The sequence below is a fragment of the Enterobacter cloacae complex sp. 402C9 genome (genome assembly GCF_050030745.1).
Taxonomy (GTDB): Bacteria; Pseudomonadota; Gammaproteobacteria; order Enterobacterales; family Enterobacteriaceae; genus Enterobacter; species Enterobacter intestinihominis.
In genome coordinates this window covers 650,237-669,999 of sequence record NZ_JBLGUW010000001.1, presented here as the reverse complement: position 1 = coordinate 669,999, position 19,763 = coordinate 650,237, and the positions used below count along the sequence as shown (strand labels likewise).

Genomic DNA, 19,763 nt, shown 5'->3' with positions numbered 1-19,763 from the left:
ATCAGTTAGCAGGTAAAAATGTGATTCACTTCAACATATTACGCAGCACGAATTTACAATTTTGCAACACAAATCACCGAAATAGCGTTTCATAACAATTAAAAAAAGCTAAACTATTTTGTGGCTGAACAATCAGTTAGAATGTTAACAGAAGTCCATTATCCTTATGTTTTGTAATGATAATGACCTTATGAATACTCTTTTCCGATTGGATTCGTACCGTTTATCAATCAATGTCCGCAACTAGTTGGTTTATTGAAAAATTGTGACAAAGGCTAGCATTCAGCTACGATGATTTCATCAAACTGTTAACGTGCTACAATTGAACTTGATATATGTCAACGAAGCGTAGTTTTATTGGGTGTCCGGTGTCACTTAGCCTGTTATGTTGCTGTTAAAATGGTTAGGATGACAGCCGTTTTTGACACTGTCGGGTCCAAAGGGAAAGTACCCACGACCAAGCTAATGATGTTGTTGACGTTGATGGAAAGTGCATCAAGAACGCAATTACGTACTTTAGTCACGTTAAGCCGATCATGTTAATTTGCGACATGCATCAGGCAGGTCAGGGACTTTTGTACTTCCTGTTTCGATTTAGTTGGCAATTTAGGTAGCAAACATGCAGACCCCGCACATTCTTATCGTTGAAGACGAGTTGGTAACACGCAACACGTTAAAGAGCATTTTCGAAGCAGAAGGCTACGATGTCTTTGAAGCGACCGATGGCGCAGAGATGCATCAGATCCTTTCTGAAAATGATATCAACCTGGTGATTATGGATATCAATCTGCCGGGCAAAAACGGGCTTCTTCTGGCGCGCGAACTGCGTGAACAGGCGAACGTCGCGTTGATGTTCCTGACAGGCCGTGACAACGAGGTTGATAAAATTCTTGGTCTGGAAATCGGCGCGGATGACTACATCACCAAGCCGTTCAACCCTCGCGAGTTAACCATTCGTGCACGCAACCTGCTGTCCCGCACCATGAATCTGGGTACGGTCAGTGAAGAGCGTCGTAGCGTCGATAGCTACAAATTCAACGGCTGGGAACTTGATATCAATAGCCGTTCGCTGATTAGCCCGAACGGTGAGCAGTACAAACTGCCGCGCAGTGAATTCCGCGCGATGCTGCACTTCTGCGAAAACCCGGGCAAGATCCAGTCCCGTGCAGAACTGCTGAAGAAAATGACCGGTCGTGAGTTGAAGCCACACGATCGTACCGTTGACGTAACCATCCGTCGTATTCGTAAACATTTCGAATCTACGCCTGATACGCCGGAAATCATCGCCACGATCCATGGTGAAGGCTATCGTTTCTGCGGTGACCTCCAGGAGTAATTCTCCCGTCACGCAGTAAAAAACGGCGCTTTTGCGCCGTTTTTTTTATCAATGCCACGGCATAATCGGCACCGCGCTAATCGCGTTTTTCGGTGAGCCTTCCACGACTTTGTCGGAATAAGCCAGATAAGCCAGTGTGTTACGCTTCGCGTCATAAAAACGGACCACCTGTAGCTTTTTGAACACCAGCGAGGTCCGTTTCTGGAATACAACGTCGCCCTGCGCTTTGCCGTTTTTAATTTTGTCACTCAATTCCACCGGACCAACCTGCTGACAGGAGATGGCCGCGTCAGACGTGTCTTCAGCCAGCCCCAGGCCGCCTTTAATCCCGCCGGTCTTCGCCCGGCTGACATAGCAGGTGACGTTTTTAACGTCCGGATCGTCAAAGGCCTCCACCACAATTTTGTGGTCCGGCCCAAACATTTTAAACACGGTGTCCACGGAGCCAATTTGCTCCGCCTGTGCCACGCGCCCTGCCATCAGCGCCAGTGCTGCAAAGACTAAAACCTTGTATTTCATATTGTTACCATTCATAAAAATTACGCTGAGCGATTATTCAACAGGTTAGATAAAAATGTAGCAAGATCACAGGATTAGAATATATCCGCACTTAAATCACCACAAAAAGCATTTATGCGCAAAAAAAACACTGAATGCTAAAACGTCAAAAAATGCTATTATCCGCTAACCTGTAAACAGGCACCTGCGGCAGTTTTAAGGATGAGGATAGTATATGGATCAGGCTGGAATTATTCGCGACCTGCTCACCTGGCTGGAAGGTCATCTCGACCAGCCTTTGTCACTGGATAATGTGGCGGCAAAAGCAGGCTATTCCAAGTGGCATCTGCAAAGGATGTTCAAGGATGTCACCGGTCATGCTATCGGTGCCTATATTCGCGCACGTCGTTTATCAAAGTCTGCTGTCGCGTTGCGCCTGACCGCGCGACCAATCCTGGATATTGCCCTGCAATATCGTTTCGATTCACAGCAAACCTTCACTCGCGCCTTTAAAAAACAGTTCTCGTTAACGCCAGCGCTTTATCGCCGCTCGCCGGACTGGAGCTCCTTTGGTATGCGTCCGCCGCTGCGTCTGGGCGAGTTTGCGATGCCAAAATATGAAATCATCACCCTGCCGGAAACGCACCTGGTCGGCACCACACAGAGCTACTCCTGTTCCCTGGAGCAGATCTCCGAGTTCCGCCATCAGATGCGCGTTCAGTTCTGGCGCGAATTTTTAAGCCACGCTCCGGCGATCCCGCCGATTCTGTATGGCCTGAACGAAACGTATCCAAGCCAGGAAAAAGATGACGAGCAGGAAGTGTTCTATACCACGGCGCTGACGCCTGACATGGCAAACGGTTACATTCATGGCTCGAAGCCTGTCGTGCTGGAAGGCGGCGAGTATGTGATGTTCTCATACGAAGGGTTAGGAACGGGCGTTCAGGAGTTCATCCTGACCGTTTACGGGACCTGCATGCCGATGCTGAATCTGAATCGCCGTAAAGGTCAGGACATTGAGCGCTACTATCCGGCGCAAGATGCAAAACCGGAAGAAGGCCCTATCAATCTGCGTATGGAATTCCTGATTCCGGTACGTCGTTAACGCTGCAACTCATCCAGTGCAGGGGCATCAAGATGCGAAATGTCCCCTGCCATCTCAACCACCCACCCCGATGCCAGCCAGGCACTTTCCTGATAGTCGATACGGGAAATGGAACAGTTGCGCAGACGCAAACGGCGCTCGGCGTAAGCCGGCAGCCCCAGAATGGTACTCACCAGGCAACCCAGCGCGATACCGTGGCTCACCAGCAGCGGTCGGCTACCTGCCGGGAGTTTCAGGCACTCGGCCAGCGCGGCATGCATGCGCACGCTCAGCTCCTGCATGGATTCCCCCTCAGGGATGCGACCATCTTCAGTGCCGTTCACCAGCGTGCGACGCCAGCCTTCTTCGGTTTCCGTCAGCGTATCGATAGGGCGTTTTTCCAGCACGCCCATATCCAGCTCGCGCAGGCGCGGTTCAAGGGTCACGTCGCAGCCACAGGCATCGGCGATGATGCGTGCCGTCTGCTGCGTGCGGCCTAAATCACTGGAGATGACGTGAGTGATACCCAGCGTTCTGGCGCGCTCCGCCACCTGCCACGCTTGCTGCACACCTTTGTCGGTGAGAGGACTGTCTGACTGGCCTTGAATACGTCGCTCGGCGTTCCACTGCGTTTCACCGTGGCGAACAAGGTATACCTGTAACATGCTTTTTTTCCGTTATACTGCGATGAATTTTTTAAATCGAGCTTAATTATGCACCATGTTGTCTCTGCTACCACCAATCCTGCCAAAATTCAGGCAATTCTAAGGGCATTTGAAGAGATCTTCGGCGAAGGATCCTGCCATATTGACGCCGTCGGCGTCGAGAGCGGTGTGCCGGAACAGCCGTTTGGCAGCGAGGAAACACGCGCTGGCGCACGAAATCGCGTGGCGAATGCAAAAGCCGCCGCGCCAGATGCTGACTTCTGGGTCGCGATTGAAGCAGGTATCGACGAAGGGGCGACCTTCAGCTGGGTTGTCATCGAAAGCCGCGAGCAGCGCGGCGAAGCGCGTTCAGCCACGCTGCCGCTGCCGGAGGTCATACTGGAGAAAGTCCGCGCGGGTGAGGCGCTGGGGCCGGTAATGTCGCACTACACCGGCATTGATGAGATTGGTCGTAAAGAGGGGGCGATTGGCGTCTTTACCGCGGGCAAGCTCACCCGTTCGAGCGTTTACCACCAGGCCGTTATTCTGGCGTTAAGTCCGTTCCATAACGCGATTTATCGTTAAGTTTGTAGGCCGGATAAGGCGAAGCCGTCATCCGGCGTTTTTCAGCAATACCGCTTCAAGCCACTGACGCAGTTCAACCGGCGCCGACTTCAGGCTATTTGAACCCCGGGTAATCGTCGCGATGCCCGCGCCCAGCTCGTTTTTCAGTTCACGCTGGCTCATCTCGCCACGCAGCAGTTCCTCAATAATGCGTACCCGTGTACCCAGCGCTTCACGCTCGTCTGGCGTCAGCATCAGCTGTAGCAAGGGTAAATGCAGATCTTTGTCGTAAGACTGGCGGAGCAACTCCACAAAACGAAGCCACTCCTGATGACGCTGTTCGGCCATGGCCGAGGAATACGGGGAATGCTGGGTCATGTTATGCTGCCTCTTGTACTCATTAACGAGTACAGCATAACACAACCCGCGCCGATCAGTAACGTCTCTGCCACTCGGCATCGCTCATCAGGGCATCTTTCTCCCCCATGAAGTGCCGATAGTAGGCGTCATACGCCAGCACGTTCTTCACATATCCGCGCGTTTCCGAGAACGGAATGCTCTCGACGAACGCCACGGCGTCGAGTCGCCCTGCGCTGTTGCCAAGCCATGTCCGCACGCGGCCTGGCCCGGCGTTGTACGCGGCTGACGCGAAGATGCGGTTATTACCGAACTGCTGATAGACGTACTGCAAGTAGCTGGTACCGATGTTGATGTTGGTCTCCGGATCCAGCAGCTGGGACGGGCTGCTGTAGCCTGGGATATTAAACATCTTCACCGTGTGCGTCGCGGTGCCCGGCATAATTTGCATCAGGCCGCTGGCCCCCACCGGCGAACGCACTTTCGGGTTCCAGGCGCTTTCCTGACGGGCAATGGCCATCGCGTAGCTTTGCGGAATATCTTTGCCGCTGGTGTAGCGATCGAACAGATCCTTATAAGCCAGCGGGAAACGCTCTTCGAGATGATCCCACAGCTTGCCGGCGATCGTCGCCTGCACGCTCAGATCCCACCAGCGATTATCAAACGCATAGCGGGCAAGCTGCGCCTTCTCGTCGGTGGTACGGCTGGTGACCAGGTTGGCCCATTCGCTGCGCGCGGTATTATCCAGATTCCAGTACATCAGCTCGCGCACGCGCGCCATTTCCGGACCCTGCGTCAGCGCCGGGTTCGCGTTGGCTGGCGCTTTGTCGATCTTCAGGGTGTACTCCTCGCCCAAACGCTGCGCCGCCGCCATCGGGTAGAAGCCGCGCTGCTGCATCAGGGAGTGGAGGATCGCTTTGGCTTCGTCTTCACGACCACGCTCCAGCAGCAGGTCCGCCTGCCAGTAACGCCATTCATCTTTCTCTTTAGCATCCATCGGCAGGCGCGCCAGCCAGGTATTGAGGCCACGACGATCGCCCGTTCCCAGCGCCATGCGCACGCGACGCTCCACCAGCGAGACAGAGTTTGAACGCATTACCGCGTCGTCACGCCAGCGCGCCTGTTCGTCGGTGACATCTGTTCCCATCAGTCGCCATGCCACAATATCGCGCAGTTCCTGGGTTTGATCGTCATTAAGCTGCTGGGCCTGCACCAGCTGCGGGATCATCAGCCGGGCGTTTTCCACATCCTCACGCGCCACGCTGGCAAAGGCCACCGCCGCCATCTGGCGGGTAAAATCGGTCGCGCCGGTGGTACGCGCAAACGTCAGCACGGTATTGGGATCGTTTGCCAGACTGATAACGGCAGAGGCAATGGTCTGATAATCCGCGGGCATCTGGCCCGCCAGCACGGTAACCAGCCGGGTGTTACCGGCCTTCATCGCCAGGCGAATACGTTCCAGGTAAGAGAGCGGATCCTGCTTGCCCGAGGCGCGCCAGGCGCTGAACAGCGGGTCACAGGCGTTTGGCTGGCTTTTGCCCGTCAACCACAGCTCTTTCGCGCCGGTCCAGGCTTCCTCCTGCTGACCGGTCGCCCATTTCGCATAATAGTAATTACACTGCGCTTCCGTCGCGCCCGGCTTATCCGGGCTGAAAGCCAGCAGGCCGCGCCAGTCTTCGCGACGGGCCAGCTCGTTCACAAACCGTGACTTCAGGGTGCGCGCAGGCGGCAGTGTCGGGTTCGCCTGAATGAAGTTATTTACGGTGACGGTCGGTTGATTCATGAGATCATCAGTGATCTGACGATACTCCAGATACGGATACAGCGGATAATCCTTCAGCGTCGGCATCAGCGCCTGCACTGTATCCATCTGCTTGTTGTCCCATGCCTGCTTAATCTGGGCATAGCGGTTACGTTGTTCATCCAGTGAATCGGCATGCACCGCCTGGCTTACCGCCATTACGCATACGCTGGCAGCCAGCAGACGCCAGACCACCCGTTTGGCTTTTTCCACAAGCTCTTCCTCATTGTTTTTCGTCAGTTGCAGCGTCTTGCCACGTTAAAGTTACCTCAACTTATGCTAACCAGGCATCCCACAACGCGCCACGTCATGAACACTTTTTTACCTTTCTTGCGCGTTTTAACACTCCCGACGTTCCTGGCTGGGATTAGGGCGTGAAAAAGGCTACACTTCGAGGCTGAAATTCATTCTCATCACGATAAAAGAGGCGAAGTCCAACGTGGCTCAATTCGTTTATACCATGCATCGTGTCGGCAAAGTTGTCCCGCCGAAACGTCATATTCTTAAAAATATCTCGCTGAGCTTTTTCCCGGGCGCAAAAATCGGTGTTCTGGGTCTCAACGGTGCCGGTAAGTCCACCCTGCTGCGCATCATGGCCGGCATCGATACAGACATCGAAGGTGAAGCCCGTCCGCAGCCTGGCATCAAGATCGGCTACCTGCCGCAGGAACCTCAGCTGAACCCGGAACACACCGTGCGTGAATCCGTTGAAGAAGCGGTATCCGAAGCGGTTAACGCCCTGAAAGGTCTGGATGAAGTGTATGCCAAATACGCCGAGCCGGATGCGGACTTCGACAAACTGGCCGCTCAGCAGGGCAAATTTGAAGAGATTATCCAGGCGCACGACGGTCACAACCTGAACGTGCAACTGGAGCGCGCGGCAGATGCCCTGCGTCTGCCGGACTGGGATGCGAAAATCGCGAATCTCTCCGGTGGTGAACGCCGCCGCGTGGCGCTGTGCCGCCTGCTGCTGGAAAAACCAGACATGCTGCTGCTCGACGAACCAACCAACCACCTGGATGCGGAATCCGTGGCGTGGCTGGAACGCTTCCTGCACGACTTCGAAGGCACCGTGGTGGCAATTACCCACGACCGCTACTTCCTCGACAACGTGGCGGGCTGGATCCTGGAGCTGGACCGCGGCGAAGGGATTCCGTGGGAAGGTAACTACTCCTCCTGGCTGGAACAGAAAGATCAGCGTCTGGCGCAGGAAGCGTCTCAGGAAGCGGCGCGCCGTAAATCTATTGAGAAAGAGCTGGAGTGGGTGCGTCAGGGCGCGAAAGGCCGTCAGTCCAAGGGCAAAGCCCGTCTGGCGCGCTTCGAAGAGCTGAACAACACCGAATACCAGAAACGTAACGAAACCAACGAACTGTTTATCCCGCCTGGAGCACGTCTGGGGGATAAAGTGGTTGAAGTGACCAACCTGCGTAAGTCGTACGGCGACCGCCTGCTGATCGACGATCTGACCTTCTCCGTACCGAAAGGCGCTATCGTCGGCATTATCGGTCCGAACGGCGCGGGTAAATCCACCCTGTTCCGCATGATGTCCGGTCAGGAACAACCTGACAGCGGCTCTATCACCCTGGGTGAGACCGTGAAGCTGGCCTCCGTTGACCAGTTCCGTGACGCGATGGACAACAGCAAAACCGTGTGGGAAGAAGTCTCCGGCGGTCTGGATATCATGCGTATCGGCAACACCGAGATGCCAAGCCGCGCCTATGTTGGCCGCTTTAACTTCAAGGGCACCGACCAGGGCAAACGCGTGGGCGAGCTGTCTGGCGGTGAGCGTGGTCGTCTGCACCTGGCGAAGCTGCTTCAGGTTGGCGGCAACGTTCTGCTGCTCGATGAACCTACCAACGACCTGGACATCGAAACCCTGCGCGCGCTGGAAAACGCCCTGCTGGAATTCCCGGGCTGCGCCATGGTTATCTCGCACGACCGCTGGTTCCTTGACCGTATCGCAACCCACATTCTGGACTACCAGGACGAAGGTAAAGTGGAGTTCTTCGAAGGTAACTTCACCGAATACGAAGAGTACAAGAAACGCACGCTGGGCGCAGACGCGCTGGAGCCGAAGCGTATTAAGTACAAGCGTATTGCGAAATAAAAGCAAAACGGCAACTTCGGTTGCCGTTTTTTATGTTTGTTCCCTCTCCCCGTGAGGGGGCCAGAGTGAGGGCATCAGGCCGCACAGTGTGTAGGCCGGGTAAGGCGAAGCCGCCACCCGGCTTTTTTATTTGCCCACGTAATACCGCTTCACCTCATCAAACTGCATCGCAAAGTCGATATAGCTCATCAGCGCAGGCGAATTGAGCTTACGGCTCGGATAGGCCAGCCAGAGATCGTTCCCCTCAACGCGCCACTCCGGTAGCACCTTTACCAGCGCGCCCTTTTCGATTTTATCTTCCAGCAGGAATGCGGGTAACAGCGTGATCCCCGCCCCGGCAATGGCGCATTCTCGGGCGTACACCAGGTTATCCGTCATGTGGGCGTTATCCGGCAGGTAGCGGTAATCCTCACTCTCGCTTCGCAGAAGCCACTCCGACCATGCCCGGTGCGTAATGCAGCGGTGATCCACAAGCTGTCGGGGATGGATTAACGGCGCCCGACGCGCCAGATAGTCAGGCGAGGCCAGCATGTAGCGCGGACAGTGCCCAATCATGCGGCCAATCAGGGAAGAATCCTGCGGTTTGCCGGTGCGCAGCGCCACGTCAAAGCCCGACTCGACCAGATCCACCACATCGTCTGAAATTGATACATCCAGCGACACGTCAGGGTAGCGAAGCTGGAACTCGGCATTCATATGCGCCAGCAGCGTCGCGCCAATCCCTGCCGGACAGGTGATCCTCAGCCGTCCGCTGGGGTTTTCTCGCAGCCGCTGAATGGCATACTCCGCGCGCTCGCTGGCCGCCAGCATCTCGCGGCAGTGCACCAGATAGTGCTCGCCCGCAAACGTCAGGCTTATTCTGCGCGTCGTGCGGTTAAGCAGGCGGATCCCCACCTGCTGCTCCAGCTGGCTAATGCGCTGGCTGACGCTGGATTTCGGCAGTTCAGCCTTCTGCGCCGCCGCAGTAAAGCTGCCCATCTCAGCCACCAGCGCAAACAGCGCCATATCCTGTAGCTGTTTAAACATGATTGTTCACCCTGTACGAACGCTGAGTTCTTGATTGTCCATCTTATCATGCAGCTGACCACTTAATAGACTAGCCTCAACACAACGCATTCATTGAGGAGAACATCATGTCTGTTAAAGCCATTGCCGTTAACCCAGAAAATCCCTCCACCTTCGTTGAAATTACCCCGCCGATGCCGCAGCCCGGCGAGTACGATCTGCTGGTGGAGGTGAAAGCCGTCTCCGTAAACCCGGTGGATACCAAAGTACATGCAGGCATTGCCAAAAGCGGACTGAAGGAGCCGCGCATTCTCGGGTGGGATGCCAGCGGGATCGTCAAAGCCGTCGGGGCTGGCGTCACCGGATTCAAACCGGGTGACGAAGTATGGTACGCGGGGGATATCACCCGACCGGGCAGCAATACCACGCACCAGCTTATCGATGCGCGCATTGTCGGGCACAAGCCTTCAAACCTTGGCTGGGCCTCTGCGGCAGCACTGCCGCTGACGGCGCTCACCGCGTGGGAAGGCCTGTTTGAACGGCTGAAGATTCAGGATGCCGACGCAGATAAAACGCTGCTGATAATTGGCGGCGCGGGTGGAGTCGGATCGCTGGCGATCCCGTTTGCGAAGCACAACAGTAAGGTGAAGATCGTCGCAACCGCCTCACGAGAAGATTCCGCCCGATGGTGTCGCGATCGCGGGGCTGACGTTGTCGTAGATTACCGCGACCTGAAGGGTGAACTGGCGAAACAGGGGCTCACCTTTGTGGATTACATTTTTATCCTCAACGACACCGACGGGCACTGGGATGCGGTCAGCGATCTGATTGCCCCTCAGGGACACATTTGTTCCATCGTTGAAAATGCGCATCCGCTAAACCAGGACAAGCTGAAGTCCAAATCTGCCGCCCTGCACTGGGAATTTATGTACACCCGCAGCATGTACCAGACCGCGGATATGGCGCGCCAGGGCGAGATTTTAAATGAGGTGGCGAAGCTGGTGGATAACGGCGTGGTGGAAAGCTCGCTCAGCGAAACGCTGCACGGGCTGAGCGTGGAAAGCATTACCGAAGCGCACCGCATGGTGCTGGAGGGGCATATGCGTGGGAAAGTGGTGGTTGAGTATTGAGTGGACTGATTCCCTCACCCTGCCCTCTCCCCACGGGGGAGAGGGTAAAGTCAGCTCCGTGCGATCCCCTCTCCCCTTTGGGGAGAGGGTTAGGGTGAGGGGTAAGTTTTTTACCCCTGCTCACCCATCATCTCTTTCACCAGTTCGACGCAGCGCAGGAAACGGGTGTCGTAATCCGACTCTTCCACATGCACAAACTCAACGTTGTTCTCGTTGAGCATCTCCACCAGCATGGTCTGGAACTCACGCCTGTCTACCGAGCTGCCCAGGCTGCGCATACCGTCGGCTACCCATGGCGTGTTGTTTTCCAGCAGGATAACCAGATCAAAGCGGTATTCATCAATCAGCGCCTGCACAAACGGGTGCTCGCGCCCCTCGTACTTTTTGCAGAACGCCTGCGTGGTGACAAAATCGGTATCAATAAACGCGACTTTATTGGCGTATTTCACCGCGAAATCAATGTACTGGGCATGACCAAGCGCGATTTTATCGTAGTCGGAATACTGTAATGCCATCTCGTCACCACCGAGGTGTGAGAAGACGTAATCGCGGCCATACTCCCACGCACTGGTGGTATTGAAGATATTCGCCAGCTTATTCACCAGCGTCGATTTCCCGCTCGACTCGCCGCCGAGGATCGCCACCGTACGCACGAAGAACGGCTTCACCTCGGTCGGAATGTAGTCCCAGTAGCGGAACGGGTTCTCGCGGATCTGCGCCCCGCTGATGTTCATAAAGGTGCGTTTAGGATCGATCAGCACGGTTTCGATACCCAGATGCTCGCGGAACTGCGGCGCGTCGGACTCTTCAGAGGTGTAGATCCAGTTAGGCGCAATGCCCTTCTCTTCCATAAACGCTTTGATGCCGTTACTCCACACGTCCCAGCCGTGCGGATACGGCTCCATGCCCTCTTCGTTAAAGGCATGAATACGAATATTTTTCTGATATTTAAAGGTCTGAAGCAGCCAGCGCAGGCGGTCCGGCACGGTGGGCTGCTGCGACATGGCGCTGTCTTCAAACAGCTGGCGATCGCGGGTTTCATCATAACCCATGATGATATGCAGCTCGTCGACCTGGCTACAGGCGCGCTGGATCAGATAGATATGCCCGGTATGCAGCGGGTAGAACTTACCGAACACCACGCCAATGTTCTTTTGCATCCGCGGAAATTCAAGCCCCAGAAAACGGTGCAGCGCTTCCAGCTTCTGCGCGCTGGGGCTTTTGATTTTGGCGTTCAGCAGTTGGCTCAGGTAGCCCTTGGTCATGCCGCTGGCGTCCGCTACCTGCTGTAACGTGCAACCCTTCTGGCGGATAGCGGTCTTGATGTAGTCAAATGATGACATAAATTACGGTGCCTCCTGCAAAATCGAATACGTAATTATAAGTCGTCAAAGACATTTAACGCATCTGCGAGTTTTTTAACGCCAAAAACCTGCATCCCTTCCGGGATTTTTTTCGGCACGTTAGCGGCCGGAACAATTGCGCGGCGGAAGCCATGTTTTGCCGCTTCGGAGATACGCTCCTGACCGCTCGGCACCGGGCGAATTTCGCCCGCCAGCCCTACTTCGCCAAATACCACCAGATCCTGCGGCAACGGTCTGTCGCGCAGGCTGGAGACCATCGCCAGCAACAGCGCCAGATCCGCGCTGGTTTCCGTAACCTTCACCCCACCAACCACGTTGACGAACACGTCCTGATCCGCCATTTGCAGGCCACCGTGACGGTGCAACACCGCCAGCAGGATCGCCAGGCGGTTCTGTTCCAGACCGACCGCCACGCGCCGCGGATTACCCATCATCGAGTGATCCACCAGCGCCTGAATTTCAACCAGCAGCGGACGCGTCCCCTCCCACAGCACCATCACCGAACTACCGGACGTAATCTCGTCGCCACGGCTCAGGAAGATGGCCGACGGGTTGCTGACTTCGCGCAGCCCCTGCTCGGTCATGGCAAACACGCCCAGTTCATTCACCGCGCCGAAGCGGTTTTTATGGCTGCGCAGGGTACGAAAACGGGAATCCGCATCGCCGTCGAGCATCACCGAGCAGTCGATACAGTGCTCAAGCACTTTCGGGCCGGCCAGCGAGCCGTCTTTGGTGACGTGGCCCACCATCACTATCGCTACGCCGCGCGTTTTGGCAAAGCGCGTTAAGTACGCAGCCGTTTCACGCACCTGCGCCACGCTCCCCGGTGACGACTGAATGTCCGCCATATGCATCACCTGGATGGAGTCGATCACCATCAGTTTCGGCTGCTCTTCTTCGGCAATCATGCAGATCTGCTCGATGCTGGTTTCCGAGAGCATATTCAGATTGCCGGTCGGCAGACCGAGGCGGTGCGCGCGCATCGCCACCTGCTGGAGTGACTCTTCGCCCGTGACGTACAGGGTTTTCATCTGTTCGGCGAGCTTGCAGAGCGTTTGCAGCAGCAGGGTCGATTTACCCGCGCCCGGGTTACCGCCGATCAGAATAGCGCTGCCCGGCACTACGCCACCGCCGAGCACGCGGTCAAATTCTTTGAATCCGGTTGAGAAGCGCGGCAGCGCCTCAAGGCTGATATCCGAAAGTTTTTGTACCTTCGACACGCCTGCATTGCCCGCATAGCCGCTCAGGCGTTCATTGCGGGCCACGCTCGGCGAAGCCGCCACACCACGCACTTCGGTGATGGTGTTCCAGGCATGACAGGCGCTGCATTGCCCCTGCCAGCGCGGATAATCCGCACCACATTCATTACAGACAAATGCGCGTTTTGGAGCTTTCGCCACGGTTTACCTCGTTATTTCTGTGCGGTCTGCGCGCCGGATAGCGCTGACGCTTACCCGGCCTACAAAAGCAGGCCGCTATTTTTGATTAATGCTGCCGGAGAGAATGCAGAACACGCCCATCAGGTCAGCATGACGGATAGTGACTTCCGTCTTTTCATTCACTTTCGGCTTGGCGTGGTAGGCAATACCCAGTCCGGCAACTTTGATCATCGGCAGATCGTTCGCGCCATCGCCGATGGCGACGGTCTGTTCGACCGGAATGGCGTATTTCTCCGCCAGACGCGTCAGCGTATTGGCTTTGTACTGCGCATCCACGATGTCGCCAATCACTTGTCCGGTGAGTTTGCCGTCCATGATCTCCAGCTCGTTTGCCACCACGGTGGTCAGACGCAGCTTGTCACGCAGGTAATCGGCAAAGAAGGTGAACCCACCGGAGGCAATCGCCACTTTCCAGCCGAGCGTCTCCAGCTTGAGCACCAGCTGCGTCAGCCCTGGCATCAGGGGCAGTTCATCGCGCACCTGACGCAAAATGTTAGCATCGGCCCCCTTCAGGGTCGCCACGCGCTGTCTCAGGCTGGCGGTGAAATCCAGCTCGCCGCGCATCGCGCGCTCGGTGACTTCAGCCACCAGCTCGCCGCTGCCCGCCAGTTTAGCAATCTCGTCAATACACTCGATCTGAATGGCGGTGGAGTCCATGTCCATCACCAGCAGGCCTGGCGTTTTCAGGTGTGGAATTTTGCCGAGCGGAGCAACGTCCAGCCCGGCGTCGTGCGCCAGACGCGTGGCGCGCTGCGTCAGGGAACCCGCCAGGCGAATAACCTGATAATCTTCCACGCACCAGGCCGCAACGATGACCATCGCTGCGCCCAGTTTAGTTTGATACTGGGTGAGGCGTTGCTTATCCAGGCCGCGTCCGTACAGCAGCCAGCCGCTACGGCCAGCGTGGTAATCGAGAGGCATCACCTCATCGCCACTTAAAGAGAGCGGCAATCCTGGCCATAAAGAGACATCCGTTGGCAGGTCGCACCAGGTAATGTTCGGCATTGAAGCTCCTGTAATTTCGTTCGCGCCGGAAGGTTCCAGAGGGAAAATAACGCATGAGGCTACCCTGTAACCATCACTTCTGGCAACATTAAGCCGTAAATTTTAAGCAGGTGGAATATGGCTCGCGCAAAACTGAAATTCCGGCTTCATCGCGCCGTGATTGTCCTGATCTGTCTCGCACTATTAGTGGCGCTTATGCAGGGGGCATCCTGGTTTAGCCAGAATCACCAACGACAGCGTAACCCGCAGTTTGAAGAACTGGCCCGTACGCTGGCGCGCCAGGTGACGCTCAACGTTGCGCCGTCTATGCGCACCGAAACGCCGGATGACAAGCGGATAGCGCAGGTATTGCGCCAGCTTACGGAAAACAGCCGCATTCTGGATGCGGGCGTGTACGATGAACAGGGCGACCTGATTGCCCGCGCGGGTGAGCATGTCGACGTGCGCGACAGGCTGGCGCTGGACGGCAAAAAAGCTGGCGGTTATTTCAATCAACAAATCGTTGAACCCATTCAGGGCAAGAATGGCCCACTCGGCTATTTACGTCTGACACTCGACACCCACACCCTGCCAACCGAAGCCAAACAGGTGGATAACACCACCAATATTTTGCGCCTGATGCTGCTGCTCTCGCTGGCGATTGGCGTGGTACTGGCGCGCACGCTGCTGCAAGGCAAGCGCACCCGCTGGCAGCAGTCGCCGTTCCTGTTAACCGCCAGCAAATCGGTTCCCGAAGAGGAAGAGAGCGAGAAGAAAGAATAGTGATAAAGTAGGCGGATGATTCGGAAAAGGAACTCTGCCATGTCGACGTTACGCCTGCTTATCTCTGACTCTTACGATCCCTGGTTTAATCTCGCGGTAGAAGAGTGCATCTTCCGCCAGATGCCCGCCACTCAGCGCGTCCTGTTTCTCTGGCGCAACGCTGATACGGTCGTTATTGGCCGCGCGCAAAATCCGTGGAAAGAGTGTAACACCCGCCGTATGGAAGAGGACAACGTCCGCCTGGCGCGCCGCAGCAGCGGCGGCGGTGCGGTGTTCCACGATCTCGGCAACACCTGCTTTACCTTTATGGCGGGCAAGCCGGAATACGACAAAACCATCTCGACCTCCATTGTGCTCAATGCGCTCAATTCGCTCGGCGTGACGGCTGAAGCCTCGGGTCGTAACGATCTGGTAGTGAAAACACCTGAAGGCGACCGGAAAGTGTCAGGCTCAGCCTACCGCGAAACGATGGATCGCGGATTCCACCACGGCACATTATTGCTGAATGCCGATCTGAGCCGTCTGGCAAACTATCTGAACCCGGACAAGAAAAAGCTCCAGGCGAAAGGCATTACCTCCGTGCGCGGTCGCGTGGCGAATCTGGTGGATCTGCTGCCGGGGATTACTCATCAGCAGATTTGCGACGCGATCCGTGAAGCCTTTTTCAAGCATTACGGTGAACGCGTAGAAGCCGAGGTGATTTCTCCGGATAAAACCCCGGACCTGCCCAACTTCGCGGAAACCTTTGCGCGCCAGAGCAGCTGGGAGTGGAACTTCGGTCAGGCACCGGCGTTTTCACACCTGCTGGATGAGCGATTTACCTGGGGCGGCGTTGAGCTGCACTTTGACGTGGAGAAGGGCCATATCACCCGCACGCAGGTCTTTACGGATAGTCTCAATCCTGCACCGCTGGAGGCGCTGGCCGCACGTTTACAGGGCTGTCTGTATCGGGCGGATATGTTGCAGCAGGAGTGTGATGCATTAATTGGGGATTTTCCGGAGCAGGAAAAAGAGCTGCGGGATGTATCGGCGTGGATTGCTCAGGCCGTGCGCTAGTAAAAAAGCCCGCTGGCGCTGCGCTTAGCGGGCCTACAAAACCGTAGGCCGGGTCAGGCGAGGCCGCCACCCGGCACAACAGCTCTTACTCTTTATCGCCCAGCAGAACGGATTCCAGCGCGATTTTGATCATGTCGTTGAAGGTGGTCTGACGCTCGGCAGCGGTGGTCTGCTCGTGAGTACGGATATGGTCAGACACGGTGCAGATGGTCAGCGCTTTCGCACCGAATTCAGCCGCCACGCCGTAGATACCGGCCGCTTCCATTTCCACGCCCAGAATGCCGTATTTTTCCATCACGTCGAACATGTCGCCTTCTGGCGAGTAGAACAGATCGGCAGAGAACAGGTTGCCCACGCGCGCGTCAACGCCCAGCGCTTTTGCTGCGTCAACCGCGTTACGCACCATGTCAAAGTCAGCGATGGCCGCAAAGTCATGATCTTTAAAGCGAATGCGGTTGACTTTAGAGTCGGTGCACGCGCCCATGCCGATCACCACGTCACGCAGCTTAACATCCATGCGCACCGCGCCGCAGGAGCCGACACGGATGATTTTCTTCACGCCGAAATCGGTGATCAGCTCTTTGGTGTAGATGGAGCAGGATGGGATACCCATGCCGTGACCCATCACGGAGATTTTGCGGCCTTTATAGGTACCGGTGAAGCCCAGCATGCCACGCACGTTGTTCACTTCACGCACGTCTTCCAGGAAGGTTTCTGCAATGTGTTTCGCGCGCAGCGGGTCGCCCGGCATCAATACGACGTCAGCGAAATCACCCATTTCTGCATTAATGTGAGGAGTTGCCATCTTCAGTTCCTTTTACATTGTTGTTTTTGCCGGGTGGCGGCTGCGCCTTACCCGGCCTACATTCTCTTCTCCCTCTCCCACAGGGAGAGGGTCGGGGTGAGGGCATCAGGCCTCACCCAATCCGTTTAGAACATAGCCTTGCCATATTCCATGTCAGACGTACCAAAGTATTTCGCAATCGTCTGGCCGATGTCCGCGAAGGTTTCACGATGACCCAGCGAGCCCGGTTTGACTTTCGGGCCGTACACCAGCACCGGAATGTGCTCACGGGTGTGGTCGGTACCGGTCCAGGTCGGGTCACAGCCATGGTCAGCGGTCAGGATCAGAATGTCATCTTCCCCCACCAGCTCCATCAACTCTGGCAGACGGCGGTCAAACAGCTCCAGACCCGCAGCATACCCGGCGACGTCGCGACGGTGACCCCAGGAGGAGTCGAAGTCCACGAAGTTGGTGAAGACAATGGTCTTGTCGCCCACTTCTTTCATCTCTTTGATGGTGGCGTCGAACAGCGCATCCAGACCGGTCGCTTTAACCTTTTTGGTGATGCCGCAGTTAGCGTAGATGTCCGCGATTTTACCTACGGAAATGACCTGGCCGTCTTTCTCGTCGACGAGTTTTTGCAGCACGGTCGGCGCCGGTGGCTCCACGGCCAGATCGTGACGGTTGCCGGTACGCTGGAAGTTACCCGCTTTGTCGCCGATAAACGGACGCGCGATAACACGGCCAATATTGTAGCCGCCTTCGGTCAGCTCTTCACGGGCGATCTCGCACAGCTCGTACAGTTTATCCAGGCCAAACGTCTCTTCGTGGCAGGCGATCTGGAACACAGAGTCAGCAGAGGTATAGAAAATCGGTTTGCCGGTTTTCATGTGCTCTTCGCCGAGCTGATCCAGAATCACGGTACCGGAAGAGTGGCAGTTGCCGAGGTAGCCCGGCAGGTTGGCGCGCTTCACCAGCTTATCGAGCAGCTCCTGCGGGAAGCTGTTCTCGTGATCGGAGAAGTAACCCCAGTCAAACAGCACCGGCACGCCAGCGATTTCCCAGTGACCGGACGGCGTATCTTTACCGGAAGAGAGCTCGTGCGCCCACGCGTAGGCGCCCACCACTTCCGCGTTTCCGTCCATACCGGCTGCGATTTTACCGGTAGAACCTTCATGCGCTTTTACCAGCCCGAGGCGGGTCAGGTTTGGCAGGTTCAGAGGGCCTTTACGACCGTTGTCCGCTTCGCCTTTTGCACAGGCTTCCGCGATGTGACCCAGGGTATCGGAACCCACGTCACCAAAACGTTCTGCATCTTCGGTTGCGCCGATGCCGAATGAGTCCAGCACCATAATAAATGCACGTTTCATAATTGTTCTCCGTACTTAGTGCTTCATAAAAATGCGATCAGATCAGTATACCGCTATTCAGTGATACGACGATAGACCGTCGGTGTGGTTTCCGGTGCTTTATCGTCAAGAGTTATTGCCGCCTTCACCGCTTTCGCCGCGTCCTGCCAGCTGGCTTCGTCTTTCGCGTGGATCACCGCCAGCGGACGTTGGCCGTCAACGCTGTCGCCCAGACGGGCCATATCGGTAAAGCCGACGCTGTAATCAATGGTGTCCGATGCCTGACGACGACCGCCGCCCATAGACACGACCGCCATGCCGAGCGCGCGGGTATCCATAGCCGAGACAAAGCCTTCACTGTCCGCATAGACCGCTTTGCTGAGCATCGCGGTGGGCAGGTATTTCGCGTAGTTTTCCACGAAGTCGGTCGGGCCTTTCTGCGCCGCCACCATCCGACCAAAGATCTCCGCCGCTTTGCCGTTGTCCAGCACAGCCTGAAGCTTCGCGCGGGCTTCCGCGTCGTCTTTGGCCAGCTTGCCGGAGATTAACATCTCAACGCACAGCGCCATGGTGACATCGAACAGGCGCGGGTTACGGTATTCGCCTGTGAGGAACTGCACGGCCTCGCGGACTTCAACGGCGTTACCGGCGCTGGACGCCAGCACCTGGTTCATGTCCGTCAGCAGTGCGGTGGTGCGCACGCCCGCGCCGTTGGAAACGCCAACGATCGCTTCAGCCAGCGCCTCAGAGAGTTCATAGGTCGGCATAAACGCGCCGCTGCCCACTTTCACATCCATCACCAGCGCGTCCAGCCCTTCCGCCAGCTTTTTGGCGAGGATAGAGGCGGTGATCAGCGGGATGGAGTCTACGGTCGCGGTAATGTCACGCGTCGCGTAGAAACGCTTGTCTGCTGGCGCAAGAGAGCTGGTCTGGCCGATAATCGCCACGCCAACGTCTTTAATAATGTCGCGGAAGCGGTTGTCATCCGGGAAGATATCGAAGCCCGGAATGGCTTCCAGTTTGTCGAGCGTACCGCCGGTATGACCCAGGCCGCGCCCGGAAATCATCGGGATGTAACCGCCGCAGGCTGCCACCATCGGGCCAAGCATCAGGGAGGTCACGTCGCCCACACCGCCGGTGGAGTGTTTGTCCACAATCGGGCCGTTGAGGTTAAGGCTTTTCCAGTCCAGAACGGTTCCTGAATCTCGCATCGCCATGGTCAGGGACACGCGCTCAGGCATCGACATATCGTGGAAGAAAATGGTCATCGCCAGAGCCGCAATCTGCCCTTCAGAGATGGTGTTATCACGAATGCCGTTGATAAAGAAGCGGATCTCTTCGTCGCTTAATGCATGACCATCACGTTTTTTACGAATAATTTCTTGTGCGAGAAACACGGTAACCTCCATGCGGAATCGGGTGAATGGCGGCGGGTATGTTGACCCGCCCTACGATCCTGTAGGCCGGGTTAGCGTAGC

Annotated in this window: 19 protein-coding genes; 7 read left to right on the top strand and 12 right to left on the bottom strand. The window is 56.3% G+C overall.

Annotated features, from left to right (window positions below):
- Nucleotides 1-383: 383 nt before the first annotated feature.
- On the bottom strand, nucleotides 384-524 hold the full coding sequence (yjjY, locus tag ACQG1K_RS03220; RefSeq protein ID WP_001541509.1) for a protein YjjY: 141 nt from the start codon (nucleotides 522-524) through the stop codon (nucleotides 384-386).
- Between the two features lie 95 nt (nucleotides 525-619).
- On the opposite strand from yjjY, the gene arcA reads away from it, so the two are divergent.
- Nucleotides 620-1,336, top strand: a complete 717-nt coding sequence (arcA, locus tag ACQG1K_RS03215; RefSeq protein ID WP_003856501.1) for a two-component system response regulator ArcA — start codon at nucleotides 620-622, stop codon at nucleotides 1,334-1,336.
- A gap of 48 nt (nucleotides 1,337-1,384) precedes the next feature.
- On the opposite strand, the gene creA is transcribed toward arcA, so the two are convergent.
- Nucleotides 1,385-1,855 (bottom strand): protein CreA, encoded by a 471-nt coding sequence (creA, locus tag ACQG1K_RS03210; protein ID WP_003856503.1) that lies wholly within the window; start codon nucleotides 1,853-1,855, stop codon nucleotides 1,385-1,387.
- Nucleotides 1,856-2,069: 214 nt separating this feature from the next.
- On the opposite strand from creA, the gene robA reads away from it, so the two are divergent.
- Nucleotides 2,070-2,939 carry an MDR efflux pump AcrAB transcriptional activator RobA gene (robA, locus tag ACQG1K_RS03205; RefSeq protein WP_022646995.1) on the top strand — a complete coding sequence of 290 codons (870 nt, stop codon included), beginning with the start codon at nucleotides 2,070-2,072 and terminating at the stop codon, nucleotides 2,937-2,939.
- Here the strand turns inward: robA and gpmB are convergent.
- The gene (gene gpmB, locus ACQG1K_RS03200; RefSeq protein WP_006810187.1) at nucleotides 2,936-3,583 is read right to left on the bottom strand and encodes a 2,3-diphosphoglycerate-dependent phosphoglycerate mutase GpmB; all 648 of its coding nucleotides are present in this window, start codon (nucleotides 3,581-3,583) and stop codon (nucleotides 2,936-2,938) included. The two genes, robA and gpmB, sit on opposite strands and share 4 nt — an antisense overlap.
- A gap of 48 nt (nucleotides 3,584-3,631) precedes the next feature.
- On the opposite strand from gpmB, the gene yjjX reads away from it, so the two are divergent.
- The gene (yjjX, locus tag ACQG1K_RS03195; protein ID WP_022646994.1) at nucleotides 3,632-4,147 is read left to right on the top strand and encodes an inosine/xanthosine triphosphatase; all 516 of its coding nucleotides are present in this window, start codon (nucleotides 3,632-3,634) and stop codon (nucleotides 4,145-4,147) included.
- A 27-nt stretch (nucleotides 4,148-4,174) separates the two neighbouring features.
- On the opposite strand, the gene trpR is transcribed toward yjjX, so the two are convergent.
- Together trpR and sltY are read right to left on the bottom strand one after the other, a co-directional pair.
- Nucleotides 4,175-4,504 (bottom strand): trp operon repressor, encoded by a 330-nt coding sequence (gene trpR, locus ACQG1K_RS03190; RefSeq protein ID WP_003856511.1) that lies wholly within the window; start codon nucleotides 4,502-4,504, stop codon nucleotides 4,175-4,177.
- A 55-nt stretch (nucleotides 4,505-4,559) separates the two neighbouring features.
- Nucleotides 4,560-6,497 (bottom strand): murein transglycosylase, encoded by a 1,938-nt coding sequence (sltY, locus tag ACQG1K_RS03185; protein ID WP_022646993.1) that lies wholly within the window; start codon nucleotides 6,495-6,497, stop codon nucleotides 4,560-4,562.
- Nucleotides 6,498-6,723: 226 nt separating this feature from the next.
- Between sltY and ettA the strand changes: the two genes are divergently transcribed.
- Entirely contained in the window at nucleotides 6,724-8,391 is a 1,668-nt protein-coding gene (ettA, locus tag ACQG1K_RS03180; protein ID WP_426720956.1) for an energy-dependent translational throttle protein EttA, read from the top strand.
- A 126-nt stretch (nucleotides 8,392-8,517) separates the two neighbouring features.
- On the opposite strand, the gene ACQG1K_RS03175 is transcribed toward ettA, so the two are convergent.
- On the bottom strand, nucleotides 8,518-9,417 hold the full coding sequence (locus ACQG1K_RS03175) for a LysR family transcriptional regulator (RefSeq protein WP_022646992.1): 900 nt from the start codon (nucleotides 9,415-9,417) through the stop codon (nucleotides 8,518-8,520).
- Nucleotides 9,418-9,524: 107 nt separating this feature from the next.
- Here ACQG1K_RS03175 and ACQG1K_RS03170 point away from each other — a divergent pair, with 107 nt between their 5' ends.
- Nucleotides 9,525-10,526 carry a zinc-binding alcohol dehydrogenase family protein gene (locus ACQG1K_RS03170; protein ID WP_367074870.1) on the top strand — a complete coding sequence of 334 codons (1,002 nt, stop codon included), beginning with the start codon at nucleotides 9,525-9,527 and terminating at the stop codon, nucleotides 10,524-10,526.
- Between the two features lie 110 nt (nucleotides 10,527-10,636).
- On the opposite strand, the gene nadR is transcribed toward ACQG1K_RS03170, so the two are convergent.
- The 3 genes from nadR to serB form a co-directional block, all read right to left on the bottom strand.
- Nucleotides 10,637-11,869 carry a multifunctional transcriptional regulator/nicotinamide-nucleotide adenylyltransferase/ribosylnicotinamide kinase NadR gene (nadR, locus tag ACQG1K_RS03165; protein WP_003856522.1) on the bottom strand — a complete coding sequence of 411 codons (1,233 nt, stop codon included), beginning with the start codon at nucleotides 11,867-11,869 and terminating at the stop codon, nucleotides 10,637-10,639.
- A gap of 35 nt (nucleotides 11,870-11,904) precedes the next feature.
- Nucleotides 11,905-13,290: a DNA repair protein RadA gene (gene radA, locus ACQG1K_RS03160; protein ID WP_003856523.1), complete on the bottom strand. Its 1,386-nt coding sequence runs from the start codon at nucleotides 13,288-13,290 to the stop codon at nucleotides 11,905-11,907.
- Between the two features lie 75 nt (nucleotides 13,291-13,365).
- Complete coding sequence (gene serB, locus ACQG1K_RS03155; RefSeq protein ID WP_003856524.1) at nucleotides 13,366-14,334, bottom strand: phosphoserine phosphatase; 969 nt, start codon at nucleotides 14,332-14,334, stop codon at nucleotides 13,366-13,368.
- Nucleotides 14,335-14,451: 117 nt separating this feature from the next.
- Here serB and ACQG1K_RS03150 point away from each other — a divergent pair, with 117 nt between their 5' ends.
- Complete coding sequence (locus tag ACQG1K_RS03150; protein ID WP_015572615.1) at nucleotides 14,452-15,096, top strand: YtjB family periplasmic protein; 645 nt, start codon at nucleotides 14,452-14,454, stop codon at nucleotides 15,094-15,096.
- 39 nt (nucleotides 15,097-15,135) lie between these two features.
- On the top strand, nucleotides 15,136-16,152 hold the full coding sequence (gene lplA / locus ACQG1K_RS03145) for a lipoate--protein ligase LplA (RefSeq protein WP_063146397.1): 1,017 nt from the start codon (nucleotides 15,136-15,138) through the stop codon (nucleotides 16,150-16,152).
- Nucleotides 16,153-16,237: 85 nt separating this feature from the next.
- Here the strand turns inward: lplA and deoD are convergent, their stop codons facing one another.
- The 3 genes from deoD to deoA all read right to left on the bottom strand — a co-directional run bounded on the left by deoD (nucleotide 16,238) and on the right by deoA (nucleotide 19,682).
- Nucleotides 16,238-16,957: a purine-nucleoside phosphorylase gene (gene deoD, locus ACQG1K_RS03140; protein ID WP_003856538.1), complete on the bottom strand. Its 720-nt coding sequence runs from the start codon at nucleotides 16,955-16,957 to the stop codon at nucleotides 16,238-16,240.
- A gap of 125 nt (nucleotides 16,958-17,082) precedes the next feature.
- Nucleotides 17,083-18,306 carry a phosphopentomutase gene (deoB, locus tag ACQG1K_RS03135; RefSeq protein ID WP_367074875.1) on the bottom strand — a complete coding sequence of 408 codons (1,224 nt, stop codon included), beginning with the start codon at nucleotides 18,304-18,306 and terminating at the stop codon, nucleotides 17,083-17,085.
- 53 nt (nucleotides 18,307-18,359) lie between these two features.
- Nucleotides 18,360-19,682, bottom strand: a complete 1,323-nt coding sequence (gene deoA / locus ACQG1K_RS03130) for a thymidine phosphorylase (RefSeq protein WP_022646988.1) — start codon at nucleotides 19,680-19,682, stop codon at nucleotides 18,360-18,362.
- Nucleotides 19,683-19,763 lie beyond the last annotated feature (81 nt).